Here is a 22,782-nt window from a genome sequence, read left to right on the forward strand (position 1 = left end):
CCGGTGCGCCGGCGGGGAAGGGGCGCCGGAATCACGGAAAATAAGGGCCTTCTCCCTCCGGAGAGGGCCCTTTTTCTTGTCGCCGGCAGATCGACCAAGGGTTTCCGGTCCTTGTCCAGCGGCTTGCTCCAACCTCCTTATTCCCCTCGCGCCCCTTCCTGCTCTAGAACATCCGCATGCAGTCCTGTCCGCGTCCCGCGTGCGCTCCGCCCGCGAGGATAATCGAATGATCGTGCTCGACGGGACGGAGGCCGCCCTGGTTGCGGGCGTGCTGGCGCTGTGGCTGGTCGCGGGCGTCTCGGCGACGATCCTCGGTATCCGCCGTTCCGCCAAGGCCCGCTTCGCCCATGCCGAGGCGGAGCGGCTGGCGGCGCTGATCGCGGCTGCGCCCGCAGCACCCCTGATCGTGACGGGGACGGGGCGGATCGAGGAGGATGGGCGGCTGGCCGACTGGCTCGGCCTGCGCCGTTCGCTCGCCACCCTCACCGATCTGGCCGACGAGCAGGAGGGGTTCGCGCGACCGGATGTCGAGGCGCTGGCGCGGGACGTTGCCACCACCGCGATTTCGGCGCGGGGCTTTGCCCGCAGGCTCGCCATGCCCGCATCGGGCCGCGTCCTGCTCGTGCGCGGCAGCCCGGGCCTGGGCAGTGGCCGGGTCATGCTCTGGTTCGTCGACATGACGGAAAGCGAGCGCGAGACCGCCCGGCTGGCAGGCGAGGCCGATCGGCTGGGGCAGGCGCTCGACGCGCTGTCCGCATTGATCGAGGCCGCACCCTTTCCGATGTGGCATCGCGGGCCCGACCTGCGCCTCGCGCTGGTCAATGGCGCCTATGTCCGCGCGGTCGAGGCGGATAGCGCGGCCGAGGTGGTCGATCGCGGGCTGGAACTGCTCGAGGCGAACAGCGCGCCCTTCGCCATTCCCGCCGATGCGCGCGATCTGGGTGCGGTTTCGGTACGGACCGCGCCCGCGATCATCGCCGGCGCGCGGCGCACCATCCGCATCGTCGATGTGCCGCTGGGCGAGGCGGGAATCGCCGGCTATGCCTTCGATGTCGAGGAACTGGAGGAGGCGCGCGCCGATCTGCGCCGCTTTGTCGATGCCCAGCGCGACATGCTCGATCGCCTGTCGGCCGGCGTCGCCCAGTTTGCGGGGGACCAGAGCCTCGTCTTCTGCAATGGCCATTTCCTCCGCCTTTTCGAGATGGAGCCGGAGTGGCTGGCCGATCGGCCCGAATTCGATCGCATCCTGGAACGTATGCGTGAGGCGCAGCGCGCGCCCGAAAGCAGGGATTTTCCCGGCTGGAAGGCCGGGCGGCGACTGTGGTTCAATGCGACGGCCCCGGTGGAGGAGAATTGGCTGCTTCCTGCCGGCACGCATCTGCGCGTCGTCGCCCAGCCGCTGCCCGATGGCGGGCTGCTGCTGATCTTCGAGGATCGTACCGAGCAGCTCCAGCTTGCCAGCGCGCGCGACACGCTGCTGCGCGTGCGGACCGCCACCTTCGACAATCTGTTCGAGGCGATCGCCGTTTTCGCCGGCGACGGCCGGCTCCATCTCTGGAACAGCCGTTTCCGCGACGTGTGGAACGTGCAGGAGGAGGAGCTTGCCCGTCATCCGCGCGTCGACATGCTCGTCCAGTGGATCGCGCCCAAGCTCGCCGATCCCTCGCGCGCCGGGTTGATCCGCGAACTGGTGCGCATCGCCACTGTCGAGCGACAGGCGCGCGGCGGGCGCATCGCGCTGGTGGACGGCCGCCATTTCGAATTCGCCGCCGTGCCCATGCCGGACGGCAATGCGCTCTTCACCCTGCTCGACATCACCGCCAGCCGCGTGATCGAGGAAGCGCTGCGCGATCGCAACGAGGCGCTGGAGGAGGCCGATCGGGTCAAGACCGCCTTCGTCGCCAATATCAGCTATGAGTTGCGCGTGCCGCTCACCACCATTTCGGGCTTCGCCGAGATGCTGGAGGGCGGCTATGCCGGCGATCTGCCCGAGACTGCCCGGGAATATGTCGTCGCGATCAACAGCGCGGTCGCCCGGCTGAGCACGCTGATCGGCGACGTGCTCGATCTCACGCAGAGCGAGGCGGGCAGCCTCCCGCTCGCCGCCGAGCCCGTCGCCATTGCGATGCTGGTGAGAGATGCGGCCGCGGATGCCGCCGATGTCGCCCGGGCGCGCGGCCTGTCGCTCACGTTCAACATCCCGGCCGATAGCAGCATCGTGATCGGTGATTCCCGGCGGTTGCGCCAGGGCGTCGATCATATATTGCGCAACGCCTTGTCCTATACGCAGGACGGAGGACGGATTCTCGTCCGTACCGCGATCGTCGGAGGCATGGTGGAGATCGTCATTTCCGATAACGGCCCCGGCATGCCCGCCCATCAGCGCGAACGGATGCTCCAACGCTTCAACGGCGGCGCCCCGGCGCAGGGCGATGGCGCATCGTCCCCCGGGCTCGGCCTGCCGCTCACCCATCAGCTTGTCGAGGCGCATGGCGGCACGCTCGATCTTCAGTCGGAGGAAGGGCGCGGCACGACCGTCACCATCCGTTTGCCGCTGGCGGGCAGGGCGGCGGCGTCCGCGGGCGCCGTGCGATGAAGCTGCTCTCCGATCCCCTCGCTACCGCCGCGCTCGGCGCGGAGCTGGCGGCGCTCCTCCGGCCGGGCGACGTGGTGGCGCTGTCGGGCGATCTCGGCGCGGGCAAGACGACGCTCGCGCGTGGCCTGCTCGCGGAGCTCGGCCTTGCCGGGGAGGCGCAGAGCCCGAGCTTCTCGATCGTCATCGCTTATGCCCCGCCCGAGGTCCGCCTGCCGCTCTGGCATGTCGATCTCTATCGGATCGAGGATCCGGAAGAGGCGGAGGAATTGGGGCTGGATGATGCGCGGGTGGATAGCGCGCTCCTCATCGAATGGCCCGAGCGGCTGGAACACGGGCTGTGGCCCGATGCGCTTCGGCTCCACATCGAAGCGGGTCCGGACGGCGCGCGCCGCTTGACTTGGAACGTGCCGCCGTCTTGGGAGGGGCGATGGCCCCCCAGATGATTCCGCCGCCCGCGGCGCCTGATTTCCTCGCTGCGCATGGTTGGGCGGATGGACGGATCCTGCCGCTCGCCGGAGACGCCTCCTTCCGTCGCTATTTCCGGGTGGTGGCACCCGGGCGCACCGCCGTGCTGATGGACGCGCCGCCCGAGCATGAGGATAGCGCGCCCTTCCTCCATGTCGCGCGCCATCTGACGGGCATCGGCTTTGCCGCTCCCCATATTCTCGCCACCGATCTCGAGCGCGGGCTGATCCTGCTCGAAGATTTCGGCGATGCGCGCATGGCCGAGATGATCGCCGTCGATGCCGCGCGCGAGGAGCCCATATATTCCGCCGCGATCGACCTGCTGCTCGACCTCCATCGCCATGCGCCCGCCGACCTGCCGGCCTATGACATGGACGTCTATCGGCGCGAGGCGCTGCTGCTTCCCGAATGGTATGCGCCGGCCTTGTCGCTCGATGTCGATACGGCGGGCTATGTCGCCGCCTGGGAAGAGGCGCTGGCACCGCTCCGGAACGACCATTCGGTCACGGTGCTGCGCGATTATCATGCCGAGAATATCATGCTGCTGCCCGACGGGCGCCTCGGCCTGCTCGATTTTCAGGACGCGCTCGCCGGCCATCCGGCCTATGATCTCGTCTCGCTGCTGCAGGATGCGCGCCGCGACGTCTCGCCCGAGCTGGAAGCGGCGATGCTCGCCCGCTATCGCGCCTCGGCGCCGCTCGACGATGCCGCCTATGCGCTGCTCGGCGCACAGCGCAACGCCAAGATAATCGGCATCTTCACCCGCCTGTGGAAGCGCGACGGCAAGCCGCGCTATCTCGCCTATCAGCCGCGCGTCTGGGCCTATCTGGAACGCGACCTCGCACATCCGGCGCTCGCGCCGGTTGCCGACTGGTTCGCGGCCAATCTGCCCCATTCCGCCCGTGCCATCGCCTGGGATAAACAATGACCCGTCAGATTCGCAAGCCGCTCGCCCTCCGTCCCGATCCCGGCGGCGGCCTGCCCGTTCGCACCGCGATGGTGATGGCCGCGGGCCTCGGCAAGCGCATGCGCCCGCTCACCGCGACGCGCCCCAAGCCGCTGGTCGAGGTGGCCGGCAAGCCGCTGCTCGACCATGTGTTCGACCGGCTCCGCACGGGGGGCATCGAGCGTGCCGTCGTCAACGTTCATTATCTCGCCGATGCGCTCGAAGCCCATCTCAATCATCGCGTCAAAGATATTGAAATCCTTGTTTCGGATGAGCGCAACAGGCTGTTGGAGACGGGCGGTGGCGTGACGGCCGCCCTGCCGTTGATCGGCGACGATCGCTTCCTCGTCGTAAACAGCGACAATTATTGGGTAGACGGGCCCGTCGACACGATCCGCCTGCTCGCCGCGCGCTGGGACGAAGAGGCGATGGACGCGCTGCTGCTCCTCGTGCCGCTTGCCCGGGCAAATTGCCATGGCGGCACGGGCGATTTCCACATGGACGCGATCGGCCGCCTCAGCCGCCGGCGTCAGGGCCGGGTCGCGCCCTTCGTCTATACCGGCATCCAGCTCGTCTCCCGTCGTCTGTTCGAAAATGCGCCCGAAGGCAGCTTCTCCACCAACCTGTTGTGGAACCGCGCGATCGAGGCGGGGCGCTGCTTCGGCATCGTCCATCAGGGCATGTGGTTCGATGTCGGCACGCCCGGCGCGATCACCAAGACCGAGGCGCTGCTCGCAAGGGGCTGATTCTCCTTTCGTTCCAGCTTTTGCTGGAAAAGCGCGCGCCATGCTCTAGGATGATGTCGTGCAGCCTGCCGTCTTCACCATCCCGCCGCACCGCGCCTTTGCCGACGCGCTCGCCGCCGGGCTGATCGACATATATGGGCAGGATCGGCTCGCGCTTGCCCGCGGCACGATCCTGATCCCCAACAACCGCGCCGCGCGCGCGATCAGCGACGCCTTCGTCCGCCGCTCCGGGCAGGGCCTGCTGCTGCCCCGTCTCGTCGCGATCGGCGATCCCGAGCTGGACGACCGGCTCGGCGCCGCGCTCGATCCGCTCGCGGCGGATGGCGAGGAGGATATTCCCCCCGCGATCGAGCCCGTCGCGCGCCAGTTGCTCCTTGCCCGCCTCGTCGAGCAGGCGCGGGAAGAAGCCGGCGATCCCGTCGATGCCGCCGAAGCGATCCGTCTCGCCGCTGATCTCGCCCGCACGCTCGACCAGCTTCTGGTCGAGGGCATCGAGCCTCGCCGCCTCGCCGATGCCGTTCCCGCCGAACTCTCCCACCATTGGGAGGCGTCGCTCCGCATCCTTGCGACCATCCTCGATCGCTGGCCCGCCGAGCTCGCCCGGCTCGGCCGCATCGATCTTGCCGACCGGCGCAACCGCCTCCTTGCCCGCACCGAGCGGCGCTGGGCCGCGAGCCCGCCGCCGGGCTTCGTCGTCGCTGCCGGAATCACCGTCGCCGCGCCCGTCGTGGCGGCGTTGCTCGCCCGCATCGCGCGGCTCGATGCCGGCATGGTCGTGCTGCCCGGGCTCGACCTGGATATGCCCGGCGAGGAATGGGACGCGCTTGGCCCCAATGACGGCGCCCGCCCGATCGAGACCCATCCCCAATATCATCTGAAGCTGCTGCTCGATCGCATGGGCGTCGGCCGAGCCGAGGTGCGCGTCTGGCGACGGGGCGGGGGCAGCGATGCGCCGGCAGTGCGCACCCGCGCGATCGGCAATGCCATGGCGCCCGCCGCCTTCACCGGCAAATGGCAGGATCTGGAACCCGCCGAGCGCCGCCTCTCCGGCGTTCGCGCGCTGGAACTGGCCGCTCCCGCCGAGGAGGCGCAGGCTATCGCCATCGCCATGCGCGAGGTGCTGGAAACACCGGGCCGCACCGCCGCGCTCGTCACGCCCGATCGCGCGCTCGCCGGCCGCGTCGTGGCGCATCTCGCGCGCTGGGGCGTGGAAGCGGACGACAGCGCCGGCCGGCCGCTCTCCGCTATGCCGCCGGGCACCTTGCTGCTCGCCATAGCCGAGGCCGCCGCCGAGGGCTTCGCGCCCGTGCCGCTGCTGGCGCTGCTCAAGCATCCGCTGGTCCGCGCGGGCGAGGGGCGGCTGGCCTGGCTCGATGGCGCACGCCGGCTCGATTGCGCGCTGCGGGGCCCGCGCCCCGATGCCGGGCTGGACGGCGTTACCCGCCATCTCCTCGGCGGCGAGGGCCGGCAGCAGCGCGATCGGCTTGCCGCGCTCGACTGGTGGAAGGAGGTGGCGGAGCTGCTCCGCCCGCTCGAACAGGCTTTCTCCTCCGGCCGCAGCGACCGGGATCTTGCGACGCTCCTCGCCGCCGTTCGCGACGCCGCCACCGCGCTCGCGGGGGACGAGGCCTGGTCGCGCCCCGCCGGCCGTGCCGCCGCCGAGCTGGTGGCGCAGCTCGAGGCCGCCGCGCCGGGCGGCCCGCGCCGCACTCGTACGGATAATTTCCCACTTCTTCTCAAATCGATGCTGGACGAAATTGCCATCCGTCCTCCGCAGGGCGGCCATGCCCGCATCTTCATCTGGGGTCTCATCGAGGCACGGCTGCAACATGCCGATCTGATGATATTGGGCGGGCTGAATGAAGGCGTCTGGCCTTCCGCACCTGCGCCCGATCCCTGGCTCGCGCCTGCCATCCGCTCGGCACTCGGCCTGCCGGGGCTCGAACGGCGTATCGGCATCCAGGCGCACGAATTCGCAGGCGCGCTCGGGGCGCCGCAGGTGCTGGTGACGCGCGCGCGCCGCGATGCCCGTGCGCCCGCCATTGCCTCGCGTTTCTGGCTCCGTCTGGAGGCGATGACAGGCGGGCTCGCCCGGATGACGCAGCTCCGTCACTGGGCGCATTGCCTCGATCGTCCCGCCGATTATGCGCCTGCGTCGCGCCCGCAGCCTTCGCCGCCCGTTGCCGATCGCCCGCGCCGCATCGCCGTCACCAAGCTCGATCGGCTGAAGGCGGATCCTTTCGCTTTCTATGCCGATGCGATGCTGGGCCTGCGTCGCTGGGATGCGGTCGATGCCGATCCCACGGCAGCGTGGCGCGGCACGGCGGTCCATGCCGTGTTCGAACGCTGGATGAAGGAGGATGATTGCGATCCGGCCAAGCTCCGCTCGCGCGCCGAGGCGATGCTGGAGGAGATTGCCGCGCATCCCGTGCTACGGGCGCTCTGGACGCCGCGACTGATCGAGGCGATCGACTGGGTCGCGGCCGAGATGAGCGCCAATCTCTCCGCTGGCCGCAAGCCGCTCGCAGCCGAGCGCAAAGGCAAGGCGGAAGTCGCTGGAATCACGCTTGAAGGCACGGTGGACCGGATCGATCGTCTGCCCGACGGCAGCCTCGCCATCGTCGATTACAAGACCGGCCAGCCTCCCGCGACCCGCGCTGTCGCCGCCGGCTATGCGATGCAATTGGGGCTGCTCGGCCTGATCGCGGAACATGGCGGCTTTGGAGAGGATGTGAAGGGTATTCCACAAGGCTTTGAATATTGGTCGCTTGCTTCGGCTCCACGCGGCGATGGCCTTGGCTATGTCGCCAGTCCCGTGGGCCTCAAGAAGAATGGCGACGGCATCGATCCCGCCGATTTTACCAGCCGCTCCGCCGCGGTCCTCACCGCCGCTGTTGCCCAATGGCTGGCGGGCGATGCGCCCTTCACCGCGAAGCTCCATCCAGAATATGCGCCCTATGCCGATTATGATCAGCTTATGCGTCTCGACGAATGGTATGGTCGCGCCGATGAGTAGCAGGAGAAAGCCCTTTCCCCTCGGGGGAGAGGGTTGGGTGAGGGGCCGCAAGGGCAAGGCCCGAGCGTCCCGCACGCCGATCTCGTGCCTTGCTACACGCGAGGCGAGCAAATGAGCGGCCATCTCCGCCCGCTCGATCGCCTCTTCGGTGCGCAGCTCCACGCCTCCGATCCGCGCGACCTGGTCTGGCTTTCCGCCTCCGCCGGCACGGGCAAGACGCATGTGTTGACCGCGCGCGTGATGCGCCTGCTGCTTCATGGCGTCCGCCCGGAATCGATCCTCTGCCTCACCTTCACCAAGGCTGGTGCTGCCGAGATGGCGGATCGCATCCATGCGCGGCTGGCCCATTGGGTGCGGCTCGATGCGGTGAAGCTCGCCAAGGAGCTGTTCGCGCTCGGCGAGCCGCATGACCCCGATGCCGTCGCCCGCGCGCGCACGCTTTTCGCGCGCGTGCTGGAGGCGCCAGGCGGGGGGCTGCGCATCCAGACGATCCATGCCTTCTGCCAGACCTTGCTCGCCGGCTTTCCTGCCGAGGCGGGGCTCACCCCCGGCTTCCGCCCGCTCGATGGCCGGCAGGAGGCCGCGCTCGCCCGCCGCACGCTCGCCGAATTGCTCGAACGGGCGGAGCGCGGCGGCGATCTTTCGCTGATCGTCGACGTGCAGGCGCTCAGCCGCCGGCTAGGCGAGGGCAAGGCGGAAAGCTATCTCATGCTCTGCGCGCGCCATCCCGAGGCGATGGCGGCGCTGGGCCCTCGGCAGGGCATAGAGGCGCGGCTGCGCACCGCGCTGTCCGTCCCGCTCGGCGATGTCGAGCAAGCGATCGAGGCCGCCTGCGCCGACGATCGGTTCGACTGCGCCGGGCTGCGCCGCATCGCCGCCGCCAATGCCGCATGGGGCACCAAGACGGGCCTTGCCGATGCCGATCGCATCGCCGCCTTTCTCGCCGCCGCGCCCAGGGAGCGCGCATTGCTGCTGGCCGATCTCATCTCGGTGGCGCTTACCAAGGCAGGCGAGCCGCGTTCCTTCTCGCAGAAGCTCATCGATTGCGATGCGGACTATGCCGGCCTCTGCGCCCGTTTTGCCGATGCCGCCCGCGCGCTGCTGGGCCTGCGCGAGCGCGCTGCGCTGGCCGCCTTGCTCGCCTGCGGCCTGCGTGCCGGGCAAAGCTATTCCGCCGCTTATGCCGAGGCGAAGCGTATCGCGGGGCTTGTCGACTTTGACGATCTGATCCGCTCGACGGTCGATCTGCTCGGGCGGCCGGGCACGGGCGAATGGGTGCGCTACAAGCTCGATCAGCGCACCGACCATATTCTCGTCGACGAGGCGCAGGACACCAATGCCAGCCAATGGGCGATCATCGCCGCGCTCGCCGGGGAATTCTTCACCGAGGAGCCGGGCGAGGAGACGCGCCCGCTCAGGACCATCTTCTCGGTCGGCGATTTCAAACAGGCCATATTCGGCTTCCAGGGCACCGATCCGCGCAATTTCGAGGCGGCGCAGCTCTGGTTCGATGCGCGTGCGCGGGATGCGGGACGCGTCATCCACCGTCTTTCGCTCGATCGTTCCTTCCGCTCGACGCCGCCGATCCTCGCCGTGGTCGATCGGCTGATCGAGGATATCGGCGCCGATCGGCTCGGCCTCGTCGATCCCGCCGAGCCGCACCGGAGCGCGCGCGAAAAATTGCCCGGTACGGTCAGCCTGTGGCGCCCCATCTCCGCCGATCTTTCGGGCGATCTGGAGGATGAGGGGGAGGAGGGCTGGGTGGACGATGCCACGCGCACGCTCGCCAACCGCCTCGCACGTCAGATCCGCCTGTGGCTCGATGATGGCCTGATGCTGGAGGGCAGGGGCCGGCCGCTCCGGCCCGAGGATATATTGGTGCTCGTCCGCAAGCGCGGCGCGCTTCCTTCACTGCTGGTCGCGCGGCTGCATGCGGAAAAAGTGCCCGTGGCGGGCGTCGATCGGCTCCGCCTCGATCAGCCGCTCGCCGTGCGCGATCTGCTTGCGGCCATCCGCTTCGCGCTCCAGCCGGAGGATGATCTCACGCTTGCAAGCCTGCTCGTCTCGCCGCTGTTCGGCCTGTCGCAGGACGATCTCTACTGCATCGGCCATCGCCGAAATGCCAGCCTCTGGGCATCATTGCGTCATCGTAGCGAATATCGCGACACCGCCGCAGGATTAAACAAGCTCCTCAACCAGGCCGATCTCGTCACCCCCTATCGCTTCCTCGAAAATCTCCTCTCCGGCCCCCTCGATGCTCGCCGCAAGCTGCTTCGCCGCCTCGGCCCCGAAGCCCGCGATCCGATCGAGGAACTGCTCAACGCCGCCCTTTCCTTTGAGGCGGATGCCACCCCCACGCTCCAGCGCTTCCTCGACTGGTTCGATCGCGGCGAGGTGGAGATCACCCGCGATCCTTCCGCTCCGCTCGATGCCGTCCGGGTGATGACCGTCCATGGCGCCAAGGGCCTTCAGGCGCCGCTCGTCATCCTCGCCGACGCCACCGCCGATCCCGATGCCAGCCGTGCCGATTCGATCCATTGGTCGATCGGGGAGGATGGGCCCACGCTCCCCGTCTTCCGCCCTCGCAAGGCGGAGCTGGCCGGCTCGCTCACCGCCGATCTCGAAGCTGCCAGGATCCGCGAGCGCGCCGAACATTGGCGGCTTCTCTATGTGGCGCTCACCCGCGCCGAGGAGTGGCTGGTCGTCGCCGGCGCGCTCGGTCCCCGGGCACGCGGCGTGCCGCCGCAGGAAAGCTGGTATCAGGCGGTCGATGCCGCGCTCGATGCGCTCGGCGCCGGGCTGGTCGACGATCCGCTCTGGACTGCCGCGCGCCATTATCGAGGCGAAGGCGGAACGCCGCTCGCACCGCGTGTCCGAACCGCTTCAGAGGTGGAGCCATCCATCGCCGAGCCCGAATGGCTGCGCCGGCCCGCACCGCATGAGGCGCGCCCGCCGCGCCCGCTCGCGCCCTCGTCGCTCGGGCCGGACGATGTCGCCGATCCGCCCCCGACGCCGGCGCTGCTCGATGCGGCCCGGCGCGGCCGCCTGCTCCACGCCCTGTTCGAACGGCTTCCCGCAGTTGCGCCCGATGATCGCATCGCCGCCGCAGATCGCTGGCTCCAGGCTTCGGCCGGGGTGGAGGAGGATGCGCTCCGCAAGGCGTTGATTCGCGATGCCTGCGCGATCATCGCCGATCCGGCGTTGAGCGGCATTTTCGGGCCGGACTCGCTCGCCGAGGCGCCGATCGCGGCGGTGGTGGGCGGTACGGTGGTCGCCGGCACGGTCGATCGGCTGCTGGTGACGGACGATCGCGTCCAGGTCGTCGATTTCAAGACGGGACGCCGCGTGCCGCGCGACGCCGCCTCCGCGCCCGAACATCATCTGCGGCAGATGGCGGCCTATGTCGGGGCACTCGAAATCATATTTCCCGGCAGGCAGGTCGAAGCGGCGCTGCTCTACACGTCGGGCCCGACATTGTTTTCGCTGCCGTCCGAACTGATCGCGCGTTACAAGTCCAGCTTGGCGGATGCAGAGCAAAAGCTGCTGCGCGACCATTGAGGCTTGCATGTCCGCCGCCTACATCGGCGGCCGTAACGACAGGAGTTTTCCGAATGGCGACCAAGACCATCACCGACAGCTCGTTTCAGAGCGACGTTCTTTCCGCGTCCGGCCCCGTGCTTGTGGATTTCTGGGCCGAATGGTGCGGCCCGTGCAAGATGATCGGCCCGGCGCTGGAAGAGCTTTCCGACGAACTTGGTGAGAAGGTCACCATTGCGAAGCTCAACATCGACGAGAATCCGGATTCGCCGGGCAAATATGGCGTGCGCGGTATTCCGACGATGATCCTCTTCAAAAATGGCGTGCCCGCTGCAACCAAGGTCGGCGCTGCGCCGAAGAGCCAGCTCAAGGGCTGGATCGAAGGATCGCTCTGATCGCGGCATCACCCCGGCCCGGGCCGGGGTGTGATCCAGCGTCAGCCGACCAATATCGTCAGCCGACCAATATCTTCGCTGCCTCGTCCCACAGCGCGGGCGAGGCGGCAGCGATCAGCCCGGTGCGGCGATCGTCCACACGATAGGGCGTGCCGTCGAATCGGGCGATGCGCCCGCCGGCTTCCGTCAGGAACAGCGCGCCCGGCGCATGATCCCAGGGCAGCGCGCGCCAGAAGAGCGCGACATCATTTTCCCCAAGGACAAGGCGCGGATATTGCTCGCCCGCGCAGCCTGGGATCGGGACGGGCAAGAATCGGCCTTCCATCCGGCGCTCGAAATCCTGGCGTTCTTCGTCCGTCAGGAAGCGATTGGGCAAAGCGCCGACGGGCAGGGGCTGGCCAGTGCTGCGTGCGGTAATACGTTCCCCATTGACGAACGCGCCGACGCCGGCAACCGCCTCGCACATCCGCTTCTTCACCGGATCATAGACGAAGCCTGCTTCCGTCACGCCGTCGATCGCCAGCGCGACCATGATCGCGAAGGGCCATTTCCCCTCGGCATAATTGGCCGTGCCGTCCAGCGGATCGACGATCCATACGACGCCTTCGCCGATGCGATCGAGCAGCGAGGGATCGGCCGCCGTCGCTTCCTCGCCCACCACCCGGCTATCCGGCAGAATGGCGAGCAGGCCCTCGGTCAGCCGCGCCTCGGATTCGCGGTCGATGACGGTCACGAGGTCGCCCGGCATCTTTTCGACGATCTCGTCGAGCGCGAGCTGCTGGAAGCGCGGCATCATGATGTTGTCCGCGACTTCGTGGATGAGTTTGCGAACGGCAGGAGCGTAAGCTGGAATCATGAGCGATAATCCGCGTTTATGGAGATATAACCATGGGTTAGGTCGCAAGTCCAGACGGTCGCCCGCCCTTCGCCGAGGCCGAGTTCCACCCCGATCAATATCTCGCGGCCCTTGAGATGCGCCGCGACGGGCGCTTCGTCATAGCCCTCGACGGCAAGGCCGTTGCGCGCGACCTGGGTAGTGCCGAAGCGGATCGACAGGCTGTCGCGCTCGGCCGGCTCGCCCGCCTTGCCTACCGCCATCACGACGCGGCCCCAATTGGCGTCCTCGCCGGCGATGGCGGTCTTCACCAGCGGCGAATTGGCGATGGAAAGCGCGATGGTCCGCGCGCTTTCGTCCGAAACGGCGCCCTCGACGCCGATCTCGATGAATTTGGACGCGCCTTCGCCGTCGCGAACCACCAGATGGGCGAGGCGGGTGCAGAGATCGGTGAGCGCCGCCTGGAAGGCATCCGCGCCCGCATCGTCGAACGAGGCGAGCGGGGCATTCCCGGCCTTTCCGGTCGCGAAAGTGAGGACCGTGTCGGACGTGGACGTATCCCCATCGACCGTGATGCAGGAGAAGCTCGTGCCGTTCGCCTCCTCCAGCATCTTCTGGAGGAAGGCGGGCTCGATGGCGGCGTCGGTGAAGATGAAGCCGAGCATCGTCGCCATGTCCGGCGCGATCATGCCCGATCCCTTGATGATGCCGACGAGCGTCACGGGCCGGCCGTCGACGATCGCGCTGGCGGCAGCGGCCTTGGGGAAGGTGTCCGTCGTCATGATCGTCGCGGCGGCATCTTCCCAGCTTGCCTGGGGAGCCGCCAGCACCGCGTCGATTCCCGCCTCGGCCTTGTCGATCGGCAGGGGCACGCCGATCACGCCGGTCGAGGCCACGAACACGTCGGAGGGCTGACAGCCGATCGATCCGGCCACCTTCGCCGCGATCGCCTCCACGGCGGCGCGTCCGCGATGACCGGTGAAGGCATTGCTGTTACCGGCATTCACCACCAGCGCACGCGCGCGGCCCAGCGGCAACGCCGCACGACACCATTCGACTTCGGGCGAGGGGCAGCGGCTCTTCGTCGTGACGCCAGCCACCGCCGTGCCCTCGTCCAGAGCCATGAAGGTGAGGTCGCACCGATCCCAATTCTTATATCGTGCCCGCGCCACCGCCGCGCGCACGCCGGCGATGGGCGGAAGGTCGGGAAAGGCGGCGGGGGCGAGCGGAGAGCGTTCCATAGGGTCCGCATAGTCGCCTCTGTCGCGTAAGGAAACATCAGGTCGAATTGACGTATCCCGCCTTGCCACCTATCTCCGCGCCGATCAGTTGCGGGATGGCGCAAGCCGTCTTCGCGCGCCCAGTTTCCAAGGATCGCTTATGCTCGGCGGGATCGCCAAGGCCCTCTTCGGTTCGTCCAACGATCGCTATGTGAAGTCGATGCAGCCGACGATCCAGCGGATCGCAGGCTTCGAGCCCACCCTTTCGGCCCTGTCCGACGAGGAGCTGGCGAACCAGACCGTGCTGTTCCGCGAGCGGCTGGACAATGGCGAAAGCCTGGACGATCTGCTGCCGGAGGCGTTCGCGACCGTCCGCGAGGCGGCGAAGCGCGTGCTCGGCCAGCGTCATTATGATGTGCAGATGATCGGCGGCATCGTCCTCCATCGCGGCGAGATCGCCGAGATGCGCACGGGCGAGGGCAAGACGCTGGTGGCGACGCTCGCCACCTATCTCAACGCGCTGCCCGGCAAGGGCATTCATGTCGTCACGGTCAACGACTATCTCGCCTCGCGCGACGCGGACTGGATGGGCCGGGTCTATCGCTTCCTGGGCCTTACCACCGGCGTGATCGTGCCCAATCTTTCGGATACGGAGCGGCGCGCGGCCTATGCCGCGGATATCACCTACGGCACGAACAACGAGTTCGGCTTCGACTATCTGCGCGACAATATGAAATATGAGCGCAGCCAGATGGTGCAGCGCCCGTTCAACTTCGCGATCGTGGACGAGGTGGATTCGATCCTGATCGACGAGGCGCGCACTCCGCTCATCATCTCGGGCCCGACCGACGACAAGTCCGAGCTCTATCTGGCGGTCGACCGGATCGTGAAGCAGATCACGCCGGATTATTATGAGCTGGACGAGAAGCAGCGCTCGGTCGTGCTGACCGAGGATGGCACCGAGGCGATCGAGCGCTCGCTCGAGGCCGCCGGGCTGCTCCAGGGCGCCAATCTCTATGACATCGAGAATACCCAGGTGGTCCACCACCTGAACCAGGCGCTGCGCGCGAACATCGTGTTCAAGCGCGACGTCGATTATCTGGTGAAGGACGGCAAGGTCGTCATCATCGACGAATTCACCGGCCGCATGATGGAGGGGCGCCGCTGGTCGGACGGGCTGCACCAGGCGGTCGAGGCCAAGGAAGGCGTGAATATCGAGCCAGAGAACCAGACGCTCGCCTCCATCACCTTCCAGAATTATTTCCGCATGTATCCGAAGCTGGGCGGGATGACGGGCACGGCTGCGACCGAAGCCCAGGAATTCTTCCAGATCTATAAGATGAACGTCGTCACCATCCCGACGAACAATCCGATCCGCCGGATCGACGAGGATGACGAATTCTACAAGAATCTGCAGGACAAGTTCCGTGCCATCGCCAAGGCGATTCGCGAGAAATCCGAAATCGGCCAGCCGGTGCTGGTCGGCACCGTCTCGATCGAGAAATCGGAGCTTCTGTCCGAATTTCTGAAGCATGAGGGCGTGGCGCATAATGTGCTGAACGCGCGCCATCATGATCGTGAGGCGCATATCGTGGCGCAGGCGGGCCGGCTGGGTGCCGTTACCATTGCCACTAACATGGCCGGTCGCGGCACGGACATCCAGCTTGGCGGCAATCTCGAATTCCGTCTCGCCGACGAATATCCCGATCTGGCGGAAGGGCCGGAGCGCGATGCGATCGTCGAGCGGCTGAAGGCCGAGATCGAGGAGGAGAAGGAGAAGGTGCTCGCCGCGGGCGGCCTTTTCGTGCTCGGCACCGAGCGGCATGAGAGCCGCCGCATCGACAATCAGCTTCGCGGTCGTTCGGGGCGCCAGGGCGATCCGGGCCTGAGCCGCTTCTATCTCTCGCTGGACGACGACCTGCTGCGCATCTTCGGGCCGCAGACCATGTTCGCGAAGATGATGAACAAGAATCTGGAGGATGGCGAGGCGATCGTCAGCCCCTGGATCTCCAAGGCGATCCAGACCGCGCAGAAGAAGGTCGAGGCGCGCAACTACGACATACGCAAGCAGGTCGTCGAATATGACGATGTGATGAACGACCAGCGCAAGGTGATCTACGAGCAGCGATCGGACATCATGGACGCCGAGACGGTGGACGAGGTGGTGGCCGACATGCGCGCGGACACGGTCAACACGCTCGTCGCCGACGCCTGCCCGCCGAACAGCTATCCCGAGCAGTGGAATGTCGAGCAGCTCCAGGCTGCGACCCAGGATGTGCTCGGGCTCGATCTGCCGATCGACGACTGGATGGCCGAGGACGGCATTGAGCCGGACATGCTTGCCGAGCGCATCCAGGCCGCCGCTGCCGCAGCGATCGAGGCGAAGACCGCCGATATCGGAATCGAGACGTGGCGCGGCGTCGAGAAGAACGTCCTCCTCCAGTCGCTCGATCATCATTGGAAGGAGCATCTGGCGACGCTCGACGCGCTGCGCCAGGTGATCCACCTGCGCTCCTATGCGCAGAAGACGCCGATCAACGAATATAAGCAGGAAGCTTTCTCGCTGTTCGAGCGGATGCTGGTCGCGATCCGCGAGGATGTGACCAGGGTGCTGGCGCATGCCCGCTTCATGTCGGCTCCGCCTGAACTGCCGCCGATGCCGGATTTCGTCACCAGCCATGTCGATTCGTTGACGGGCGAGGACGACACCAATGATTTCGATGCGGCCTCGCGCGGCTTCGTGACGACCCGCATCGCGCCGCTCCAGCTCGCGCAGCCGGCTTTGGCCGATGCGCTCAGCGAGGATCCGGCGAACTGGGCGGGCCAGGTCAGTCGCAACGCGCCATGCCCTTGCGGATCGGGCCGCAAATATAAGCATTGCCACGGCACCTATTGATACGCTGCCTCCCGCTGGCGGGACTCAATGCCGGCCGGGGGGCATCCATCGCTTCAGAAAGCTCGCGACTGTCAGCAGGAGCAGCGTGACCGTCGAGCCGATCAGCACGAGGCGATACTGACCGGCGCCGGCGGCAATGCCGATGGCGGCAGCCATCCAGAGATTCGCCGCGGTCGTCATGTTCACCACATCGCCACCGCGCACGAAGATCAGGCCGGCGGCGATGAAGCCGATCGCCTGCGCCAGCCCCTGGATGACGCGGAGCGGATCGGGCTGTTGCTGCTCGGTGCGAAGCTGATCGAACAATAGCAGCGCGGATATGGTGATCATCGCGGAACTCAGCGCGACCAGCGCATGGGTGCGCATGCCGGCCTCATGCCCGCGAATTTCGCGCTCGAAGCCGAGCAGCAGGCCGACGAAGGTCGCGAGGCCGAGCCTAAGCGACATTTCGGTCAGGCTGTCGGGCATGGCAGAGGCTCGGTCTCTTCGCTGGAAATCGGCACTGGCGGGGCAATGCCCGTTGCGGGCGATCGTTCCCAGGCTCAGCGCGCCGCGTACCAGCGCGCTATGGCCTCGATCTCCTGCTCGGGAATGTTCCGCGCGATCCGGGCCATGAGGCGGCGCGATGGGCTCGCGACCGCACCCTGTTCGCGGAGCAGATGGAGCTGGTCCGCCAGATAGGCGGCGCGCTGGCCCTTCAGCCGGGGATAGGCGGTTCGGCTTGCCGGCCGATCATGGCAGCTCGCGCAGGCCGGGAGCTTCCGTTCCGGCAAGCCGTGCGAGACGATGCGTTCCGCGTTCGGGAGAGTGGTGGCAGAGGGTTTTCCGGCCGGACGGGCAAGGGCGGCATAATGTCTCGCCAATGCTTGCGCGGTGGCCGGATCGATCCGCGTGGCGGCGGTCTGCATGACGGCGCTCGGCCGCGCTCCGCTGCGGAAGGCGGCAAGCGCGGATGCGAGGTAGCGCGGATCCTGCCCGGCCAGAATGGGAATGTCGCGCTGGCCGCGGCCCCGCCCGTCATCGCCATGGCAGCGGGCACAGTCGGGAAGCGCGGTTTCCAGCGTGACCGCGCGCGATGCGATCAGGCCGGTCGTGCCATAAGCGAGGCGGCGATATTCGGCGGGCGACATATGCCCGACCCGGCGAACGAAGGCGACCATGCGGCGGACTTCATCCTCGCGCGTCGCCGCCGGCCAGGCAGGCATGCCGGTATATTTCACGCCATGGCGGATGATCCAGAAATGCTGGCGTTCGCTCCAGCGGTCCGCCGTGCCGGTGAGCGAGGGCGCGGGCGGGGTCGCGGCGCGCATGAGGGGGGAGGGCGGCTCGCCCGGGGCGCCGTGGCAAACCGTGCAGGCGGCCGCATAATGGCCCGCGGCGGCGACCAATGCGCGATCGTCGGAAACGGCGCCGTCAACCGACAGCGCGGTTTGCGTCCGCACCGAATTGCGCATCACCCAATGGAGGAACCAGTCGCTGATCTTCCAGTGACCGCTCGAGGCCGCGACGCTGATCAGGCCGGACCAGGCGAGTATCATGCTGCCGATCACGATTGTTGCGACGATGCCGATCAGATGCTTCCAGCGCAGGTGGAGCGTCATCGCGACTCCTCTCCCGCCCGGGCGCGCAGCAGGCCGCCCAGCAGGGTGAGGCCACCGACCAGATAGGCGACGGCGCCGATCATCAGCATGATCGTGCCGCCGAGCTGCTGATCGACCAGCGGCGGCAGATCGATGCCGAGACAGCTTCTGATCGCCATGCCGTAGAGCGGGCGGGGCGTGAGCGCGAGAAGTGCGCCGAGCAACGTCATGTGCATCGAGGTGAGGAGCAGCGCCGCGACGCCGGTGCCGCGACGCGCCCGATCCTGCGGGGGCGCGCCAAGACAGGCGGACCAGAGCAGCAGCCCGGCGGCGAGGAACATCGCCTGTTCGATCAGGAAGCCGGGCAGCGACGCTTCGGCGAAGGCACGTGCGGCCGGTGCATGCCAGACCCAGGCGACGACCAGTTCGACCAGCGACATGGGCAACGGCGCGACATGGCCCGGCCAGCGCGTCGCCGGATCGAGCCGCGTGCCGGCCAGTCCCAGTGCGAGCAGCGGCGCCGCGACCGCGACCAGCGCCATATGCGCGACCATATGGCCGGTGAAGGCATTTCCCGTCAGCGCGATTGCCCAGGCGACGAATGCGACGCCGACCCCGCCGATGAGCGCGAAGGGAGCCATTCAGCGACAATCCTCGAAGAACAGCGCCGAGGCAGCGACATAGATGACCGCCACCGCGCTCAGCGCCGCGAGCATCAGCGTCGCGGTAGCGAGGAAGCGCAGCCGATCTTCGTCCGTGGAATCGTCGTGCGGCGGGGGATCACCCTCGATGCGACGCTGCGCCCAGGCGATGAAGGCGGATGCGGCGATGACGAGCAGCGCCAACAGCGTGAAGCCGCCGACGATCAGATGGGTCCGATCGACCGGCGCCGTCCGCCCGAGCTTGGCGCAGGTGATCGCTGCAAGCAGATAGCAGGCAAGGAAATGCGCCGCCCAGGCACTGGGCGGCACGATCATCGTCCACAGCGTCGCACGAAGCTGCTGCGCGCGGGCATGGAGCTTGCCGATCATCGCGCTACCTCCGGAAACAGGCCGATTACCGGAAAGGTGATCGCCGCCGACAAAGCGAGGAAATGCTGATAAACGGTGATGTTCCGCAGATCGCCGTCATATTGCGGCGTCAGCCGGCCGGCGAAGCTTCCCGCCAGACAATAGAGCTGCATGATTATGCCGGCGGCGACATGGGCCGAAACCCAGCTGGCCAACACCCAGACGATCGCCGGATAGACGTGGCGTGCCGGATCGAGGCCATGGAGCCAGGGCCCCGCCAGCGAGGCGAGGCCGCCGGCAAGCGACAGCAGCGTCGCAGCGACAAGCGTAAGACGGGCCGCGAGCACGACACCGCGCGCATAAAGCTCGCGCGCCGCGATCGTGCCTATCCATCCGGCGAGGATCAGCGCCATGGCCGCCATCGGCCAAAAGACGCCCGGACCGGCGAGCCCCGGCGCGGCGGCGGGCGGGAAAACGGGATGGATCGTCCAGTAGAAGAAATAGCCGAAGACCAGGCTCGCCCAAGCGGTGGCATCGCCCATCATCGTTATGAACATCGCCCACCAGCCGGCCGAGCGCGAACCGGATATGTAGAGCGGCAGGCTGAGGCCCAGCCCGACATGCTTTTCCGGCTTCTCGGGCTGAAGGCCGGTGCCCGTCCAGAGCCAGAAGAGGATCAACGCCAGCGTCACGATCCCGCTGATCGTGGCGGCCAGATAAAGATGAAAGGTCGTCAGGATGAAGACGCCGCCGAGCGCCACCGCCGTCGCCAAGGGGATGATGCTGGGGCCCGCCAGCCGCAGCACCTGGATCGGCACGGCATCGATCACGCTGGTGACCAGCGTCTCGCGCTTACCCTCCTCGGCATCGGGCAGGTAGAAGCGGCCTTCGTCCACCTTGCGCAGAAAATCGGGATCGTCCCACAGCGGATAGCGGCTGAGGACGATCGGCACGGATCGGACGCCCCAATTGGTGTCGTCCGTCTCGGCAAGCCATTCGAGCGTGCCGGCATTCCAGAGGTTGCGGACCACGGGCGGGTGGCTTCGCGGCCAGACGAGATCGAGGACGATGACGGCCATGCCCGCCGCGAAGAGATAGGCGCCGATGGTGGAGGCGAGATTGAGGCCGCCGACGCCCAGCGCCTCGGGATAGCTATAGACGCGGCGCGGCATGCCGAGCAGGCCGGAGAAATGCATCGGGAAGAAGGCGATATTGGCGCCCGCGAACATCAACCAGAAGGCGATCTTGCCGAGCCGGTCCGAAAGCTTGCGCCGGGTGAGCAGCGGCCAATAATAATAAAGGCCGCCGATGAGCGGCAGCACCGTGCCGCCGATCAGCACATAATGAAGATGGGCGACGACGAAATAGCTGTCATGCGCCTGCCAGTCGAACGGCGCGATGGCGACCATCACGCCGGTCAGCCCGCCGAGGGTGAAGATGGCGAGCGAGCCGGCGGCATAGAGCAAGGGCGTCGACCAGACCACCCGACCTGCCCAGAGCGTCGCGATGAAGACGAAGATCTGCACCGCCGTAGGTATCGCCACCGCTTCGGAGGCGGCCGAGAAGAAGGCCAGGCTGATGCCCGGCAGGCCGGTGGTGAACATGTGGTGGACCCACAGGCCGAAGCTCAGAAAGCCCGTGCCCACCGCCGCCAGCACGATCCACGCATAGCCCAGCATATGGCGCTGCGCGAAAGTCGGCACCACCATGGCGAAGATCGCGATCGAGGGCAGGAAGACGATATAGACTTCCGGGTGGCCGAAGATCCAGAAAAGATGCTGCCACAACAGCGGATCGCCGCCGCGCGCGGCATCGAAGAAGGGCCAGTCGAGCAGCCGCTCGAGCTCGAACAATATATCGCCGGCGATGAGCGGCGGGAAGGCGAACAGGATCATCACCGCGACGACGAGGATATACCAGGCGTAAAGCGGCATCAGGTTGAGCCGCATGCCCGGCGGACGGCATTTGAGCACGCCGACGATCAGCTCCACCGCCGCCGCGATCGACGATACTTCGATGAAGGACAGGCCCAGCATCCATATGTCCGCGCCGATGCCCGATTGTTCGGGCTCGGTGGTGAGCGGCGGATACATGAACCAGCCGCCATCGGGCGCGGCACCGAAGAAGATCGATCCGGCGACGAACACACCGCCGATCAGGAAGCTCCAATAGCCGAAGGCCGAGAGGCGGGGGAAAGGCAGATCGCGCGCGGCGAGGAGCTGGGGCAGCAGCAGCATCGCCGTCGCCTCGAACATCGGCACGGCGAAGAGGAACATCATCATCGAGCCATGCAGCGTGAAGAGCTGGTTGAAGGTCGACGGGCCGACCAGATCATTGTCCGGCATGGCAAGCTGCGCGCGCATCAGCAGCGCAAGCGCCCCCGCGAACAGGAAGAAGGCGAAGGCGGTGATGACATACCAGGCGCCGACGCGATTATTGTTCGTGTCCGTCCAGCGCAGGAACAGGCCCTTCGGGCTGGCCCAGACGGCGGAAAGCCGATCCGCCTGCGCGCGGCGGACGGCCGGATCGTCCTGCGGATCGACGCTCATTCGAGCGACCTCAGCCAGGCGGCGATGGCCCGGGCGTCGGCTTCGGGCATGAAGTCGAAGGACGGCATGGCGATGCCGGGCTTGGTCCGTTCCGGATGGCGGATGAAGCCGGCGATGGCCGCTTCCTCATTGGGCAGCACGCCGGCGGCGATCGATCCGCGGCCCCCGACATGGCCGAGATCCGGCCCGATGCTGCGCCGGCCAATGGCATCCGGCTGGATCGCATGGCAGCCGGCGCAGCCATAGTCCCGGAAAAGCGCGCGCGCATCGCTTTGCGCCAGCGCGGCCGGGGAGGGCGCGGCCTGTTTGACAAGCCAGCGATCGAAGGCTTGCGCTTCCATCACGACGACGGTGAAACGCATCAGCGCATGGGATCGCCCGCAAAATTCGGCGCAGGCGCCGCGATAGCGGCCGGGCCGCGTCGCGCGGATGACGAGCCGGTTGGTCCGGCCCGGGATCATATCCATCTTGCCGGCGAGGCCCGGAATCCAGAAGCTGTGCAGCACGTCGGGCGAAGACAGGTTGAACAGCACCGGCCGGCCGGCGGGAAGGCGGATCTCGTTGGCCGCATCCACCGCCGGCCCGCCGGGCGGGCGATAGCGCACGCGCCACCAATATTGCTCACCCGACACGTCGATCGCCAGATCGCGTGCGCCGGCCTCGATCGGCCGCATCATGGGAAGCGCGGTCAGCAGCAGGACGAGCAGCAGGATCGTCGGCCCGATCGCGCCCGCCCAGAGGATGAAGCGCATGCCGGTATGATGGTCGATCCGGCCCCGGCGTCGCCGCCCGACATGGGCTGCGATCAGCATTACGGAAAGATAGATGAGGAGTGCTGCGATCGCCATCCCACCCGCAAGCATGGCGATGCGCGCCGCCTCGGCGCTGCCGGGATCGAGTGTCGATTGTTCGCCCGCACAGGCCGATGCAAGAAGCGGCGGGAAGATGAGAATAGCGGCGGGACGGAACCGGCAGTTGAAGATCGTGGAGC

16 protein-coding genes are annotated in these 22,782 nt (G+C 67.4%); 8 read left to right on the forward strand and 8 right to left on the reverse strand.

The features are described 5' to 3' along the window. The first annotated feature begins 226 nt into the window (after positions 1 to 226). The 7 genes from CLG96_RS17860 (at position 227) to trxA (ending at position 11,701) form a co-directional block, all read left to right on the forward strand. Entirely contained in the window at positions 227 to 2,596 is a 2,370-nt protein-coding gene (locus tag CLG96_RS17860; protein ID WP_107970106.1) for a sensor histidine kinase, read from the forward strand. Further along, a complete protein-coding gene (tsaE, locus tag CLG96_RS17865; protein ID WP_107970108.1) occupies positions 2,593 to 3,039 on the forward strand; it encodes a tRNA (adenosine(37)-N6)-threonylcarbamoyltransferase complex ATPase subunit type 1 TsaE in 447 nt (148 codons plus the stop codon). The genes CLG96_RS17860 and tsaE overlap by 4 nt, the downstream gene beginning before the upstream one ends. Then, positions 3,036 to 3,989, forward strand: coding sequence for an aminoglycoside phosphotransferase family protein (locus CLG96_RS17870; protein ID WP_107970110.1), 954 nt, complete (start codon positions 3,036 to 3,038; stop codon positions 3,987 to 3,989). The genes tsaE and CLG96_RS17870 overlap by 4 nt, the downstream gene beginning before the upstream one ends. Then, positions 3,986 to 4,753 (forward strand): nucleotidyltransferase family protein, encoded by a 768-nt coding sequence (locus tag CLG96_RS17875; RefSeq protein ID WP_107970112.1) that lies wholly within the window; start codon positions 3,986 to 3,988, stop codon positions 4,751 to 4,753. The genes CLG96_RS17870 and CLG96_RS17875 overlap by 4 nt, the downstream gene beginning before the upstream one ends. Positions 4,754 to 4,811: 58 nt before the next feature. Beyond that, positions 4,812 to 7,769 carry a double-strand break repair protein AddB gene (gene addB / locus CLG96_RS17880; RefSeq protein ID WP_107970114.1) on the forward strand — a complete coding sequence of 986 codons (2,958 nt, stop codon included), beginning with the start codon at positions 4,812 to 4,814 and terminating at the stop codon, positions 7,767 to 7,769. Positions 7,770 to 7,880: 111 nt separating this feature from the next. Next, complete coding sequence (gene addA / locus CLG96_RS17885; protein ID WP_107970116.1) at positions 7,881 to 11,327, forward strand: double-strand break repair helicase AddA; 3,447 nt, start codon at positions 7,881 to 7,883, stop codon at positions 11,325 to 11,327. Positions 11,328 to 11,380: 53 nt separating this feature from the next. Further along, positions 11,381 to 11,701, forward strand: a complete 321-nt coding sequence (gene trxA, locus CLG96_RS17890) for a thioredoxin TrxA (protein ID WP_107970118.1) — start codon at positions 11,381 to 11,383, stop codon at positions 11,699 to 11,701. 58 nt (positions 11,702 to 11,759) lie between these two features. On the opposite strand, the gene CLG96_RS17895 is transcribed toward trxA, so the two are convergent. Further along, a complete protein-coding gene (locus CLG96_RS17895) occupies positions 11,760 to 12,557 on the reverse strand; it encodes an inositol monophosphatase family protein (RefSeq protein ID WP_107970120.1) in 798 nt (265 codons plus the stop codon). Beyond that, positions 12,554 to 13,777 (reverse strand): bifunctional glutamate N-acetyltransferase/amino-acid acetyltransferase ArgJ, encoded by a 1,224-nt coding sequence (gene argJ / locus CLG96_RS17900; RefSeq protein ID WP_107970122.1) that lies wholly within the window; start codon positions 13,775 to 13,777, stop codon positions 12,554 to 12,556. Before argJ ends, CLG96_RS17895 begins: the two co-directional genes overlap by 4 nt. Before the next feature lie 139 nt (positions 13,778 to 13,916). Between argJ and secA the strand changes: the two genes are divergently transcribed. After that, positions 13,917 to 16,652, forward strand: coding sequence for a preprotein translocase subunit SecA (secA, locus tag CLG96_RS17905; protein ID WP_107970124.1), 2,736 nt, complete (start codon positions 13,917 to 13,919; stop codon positions 16,650 to 16,652). Between the two features lie 24 nt (positions 16,653 to 16,676). Here the strand turns inward: secA and CLG96_RS17910 are convergent, their stop codons facing one another. From CLG96_RS17910 to CLG96_RS17935, 6 genes are all read right to left on the reverse strand, one after another. Continuing rightward, complete coding sequence (locus tag CLG96_RS17910; RefSeq protein ID WP_107970126.1) at positions 16,677 to 17,120, reverse strand: MgtC/SapB family protein; 444 nt, start codon at positions 17,118 to 17,120, stop codon at positions 16,677 to 16,679. Between the two features lie 74 nt (positions 17,121 to 17,194). Further along, on the reverse strand, positions 17,195 to 18,253 hold the full coding sequence (locus CLG96_RS17915) for a c-type cytochrome (protein ID WP_107970128.1): 1,059 nt from the start codon (positions 18,251 to 18,253) through the stop codon (positions 17,195 to 17,197). Continuing rightward, a complete protein-coding gene (locus tag CLG96_RS17920) occupies positions 18,250 to 18,873 on the reverse strand; it encodes a cytochrome c oxidase assembly protein (RefSeq protein ID WP_107970130.1) in 624 nt (207 codons plus the stop codon). The genes CLG96_RS17915 and CLG96_RS17920 overlap by 4 nt, the downstream gene beginning before the upstream one ends. After that, positions 18,874 to 19,263, reverse strand: coding sequence for a hypothetical protein (locus CLG96_RS17925; RefSeq protein WP_107970132.1), 390 nt, complete (start codon positions 19,261 to 19,263; stop codon positions 18,874 to 18,876). It abuts the gene before it with no gap. Beyond that, a complete protein-coding gene (locus tag CLG96_RS17930) occupies positions 19,260 to 21,791 on the reverse strand; it encodes a cbb3-type cytochrome c oxidase subunit I (RefSeq protein ID WP_107970134.1) in 2,532 nt (843 codons plus the stop codon). Before CLG96_RS17930 ends, CLG96_RS17925 begins: the two co-directional genes overlap by 4 nt. Next, a complete protein-coding gene (locus CLG96_RS17935) occupies positions 21,788 to 22,654 on the reverse strand; it encodes a cytochrome c oxidase subunit II (RefSeq protein ID WP_107970136.1) in 867 nt (288 codons plus the stop codon). Before CLG96_RS17935 ends, CLG96_RS17930 begins: the two co-directional genes overlap by 4 nt. Positions 22,655 to 22,782 lie beyond the last annotated feature (128 nt).

Source organism: Sphingomonas oleivorans (assembly GCF_003050615.1).
In the GTDB taxonomy this organism is placed as follows: domain Bacteria; phylum Pseudomonadota; class Alphaproteobacteria; order Sphingomonadales; family Sphingomonadaceae; genus Sphingomonas_H; species Sphingomonas_H oleivorans.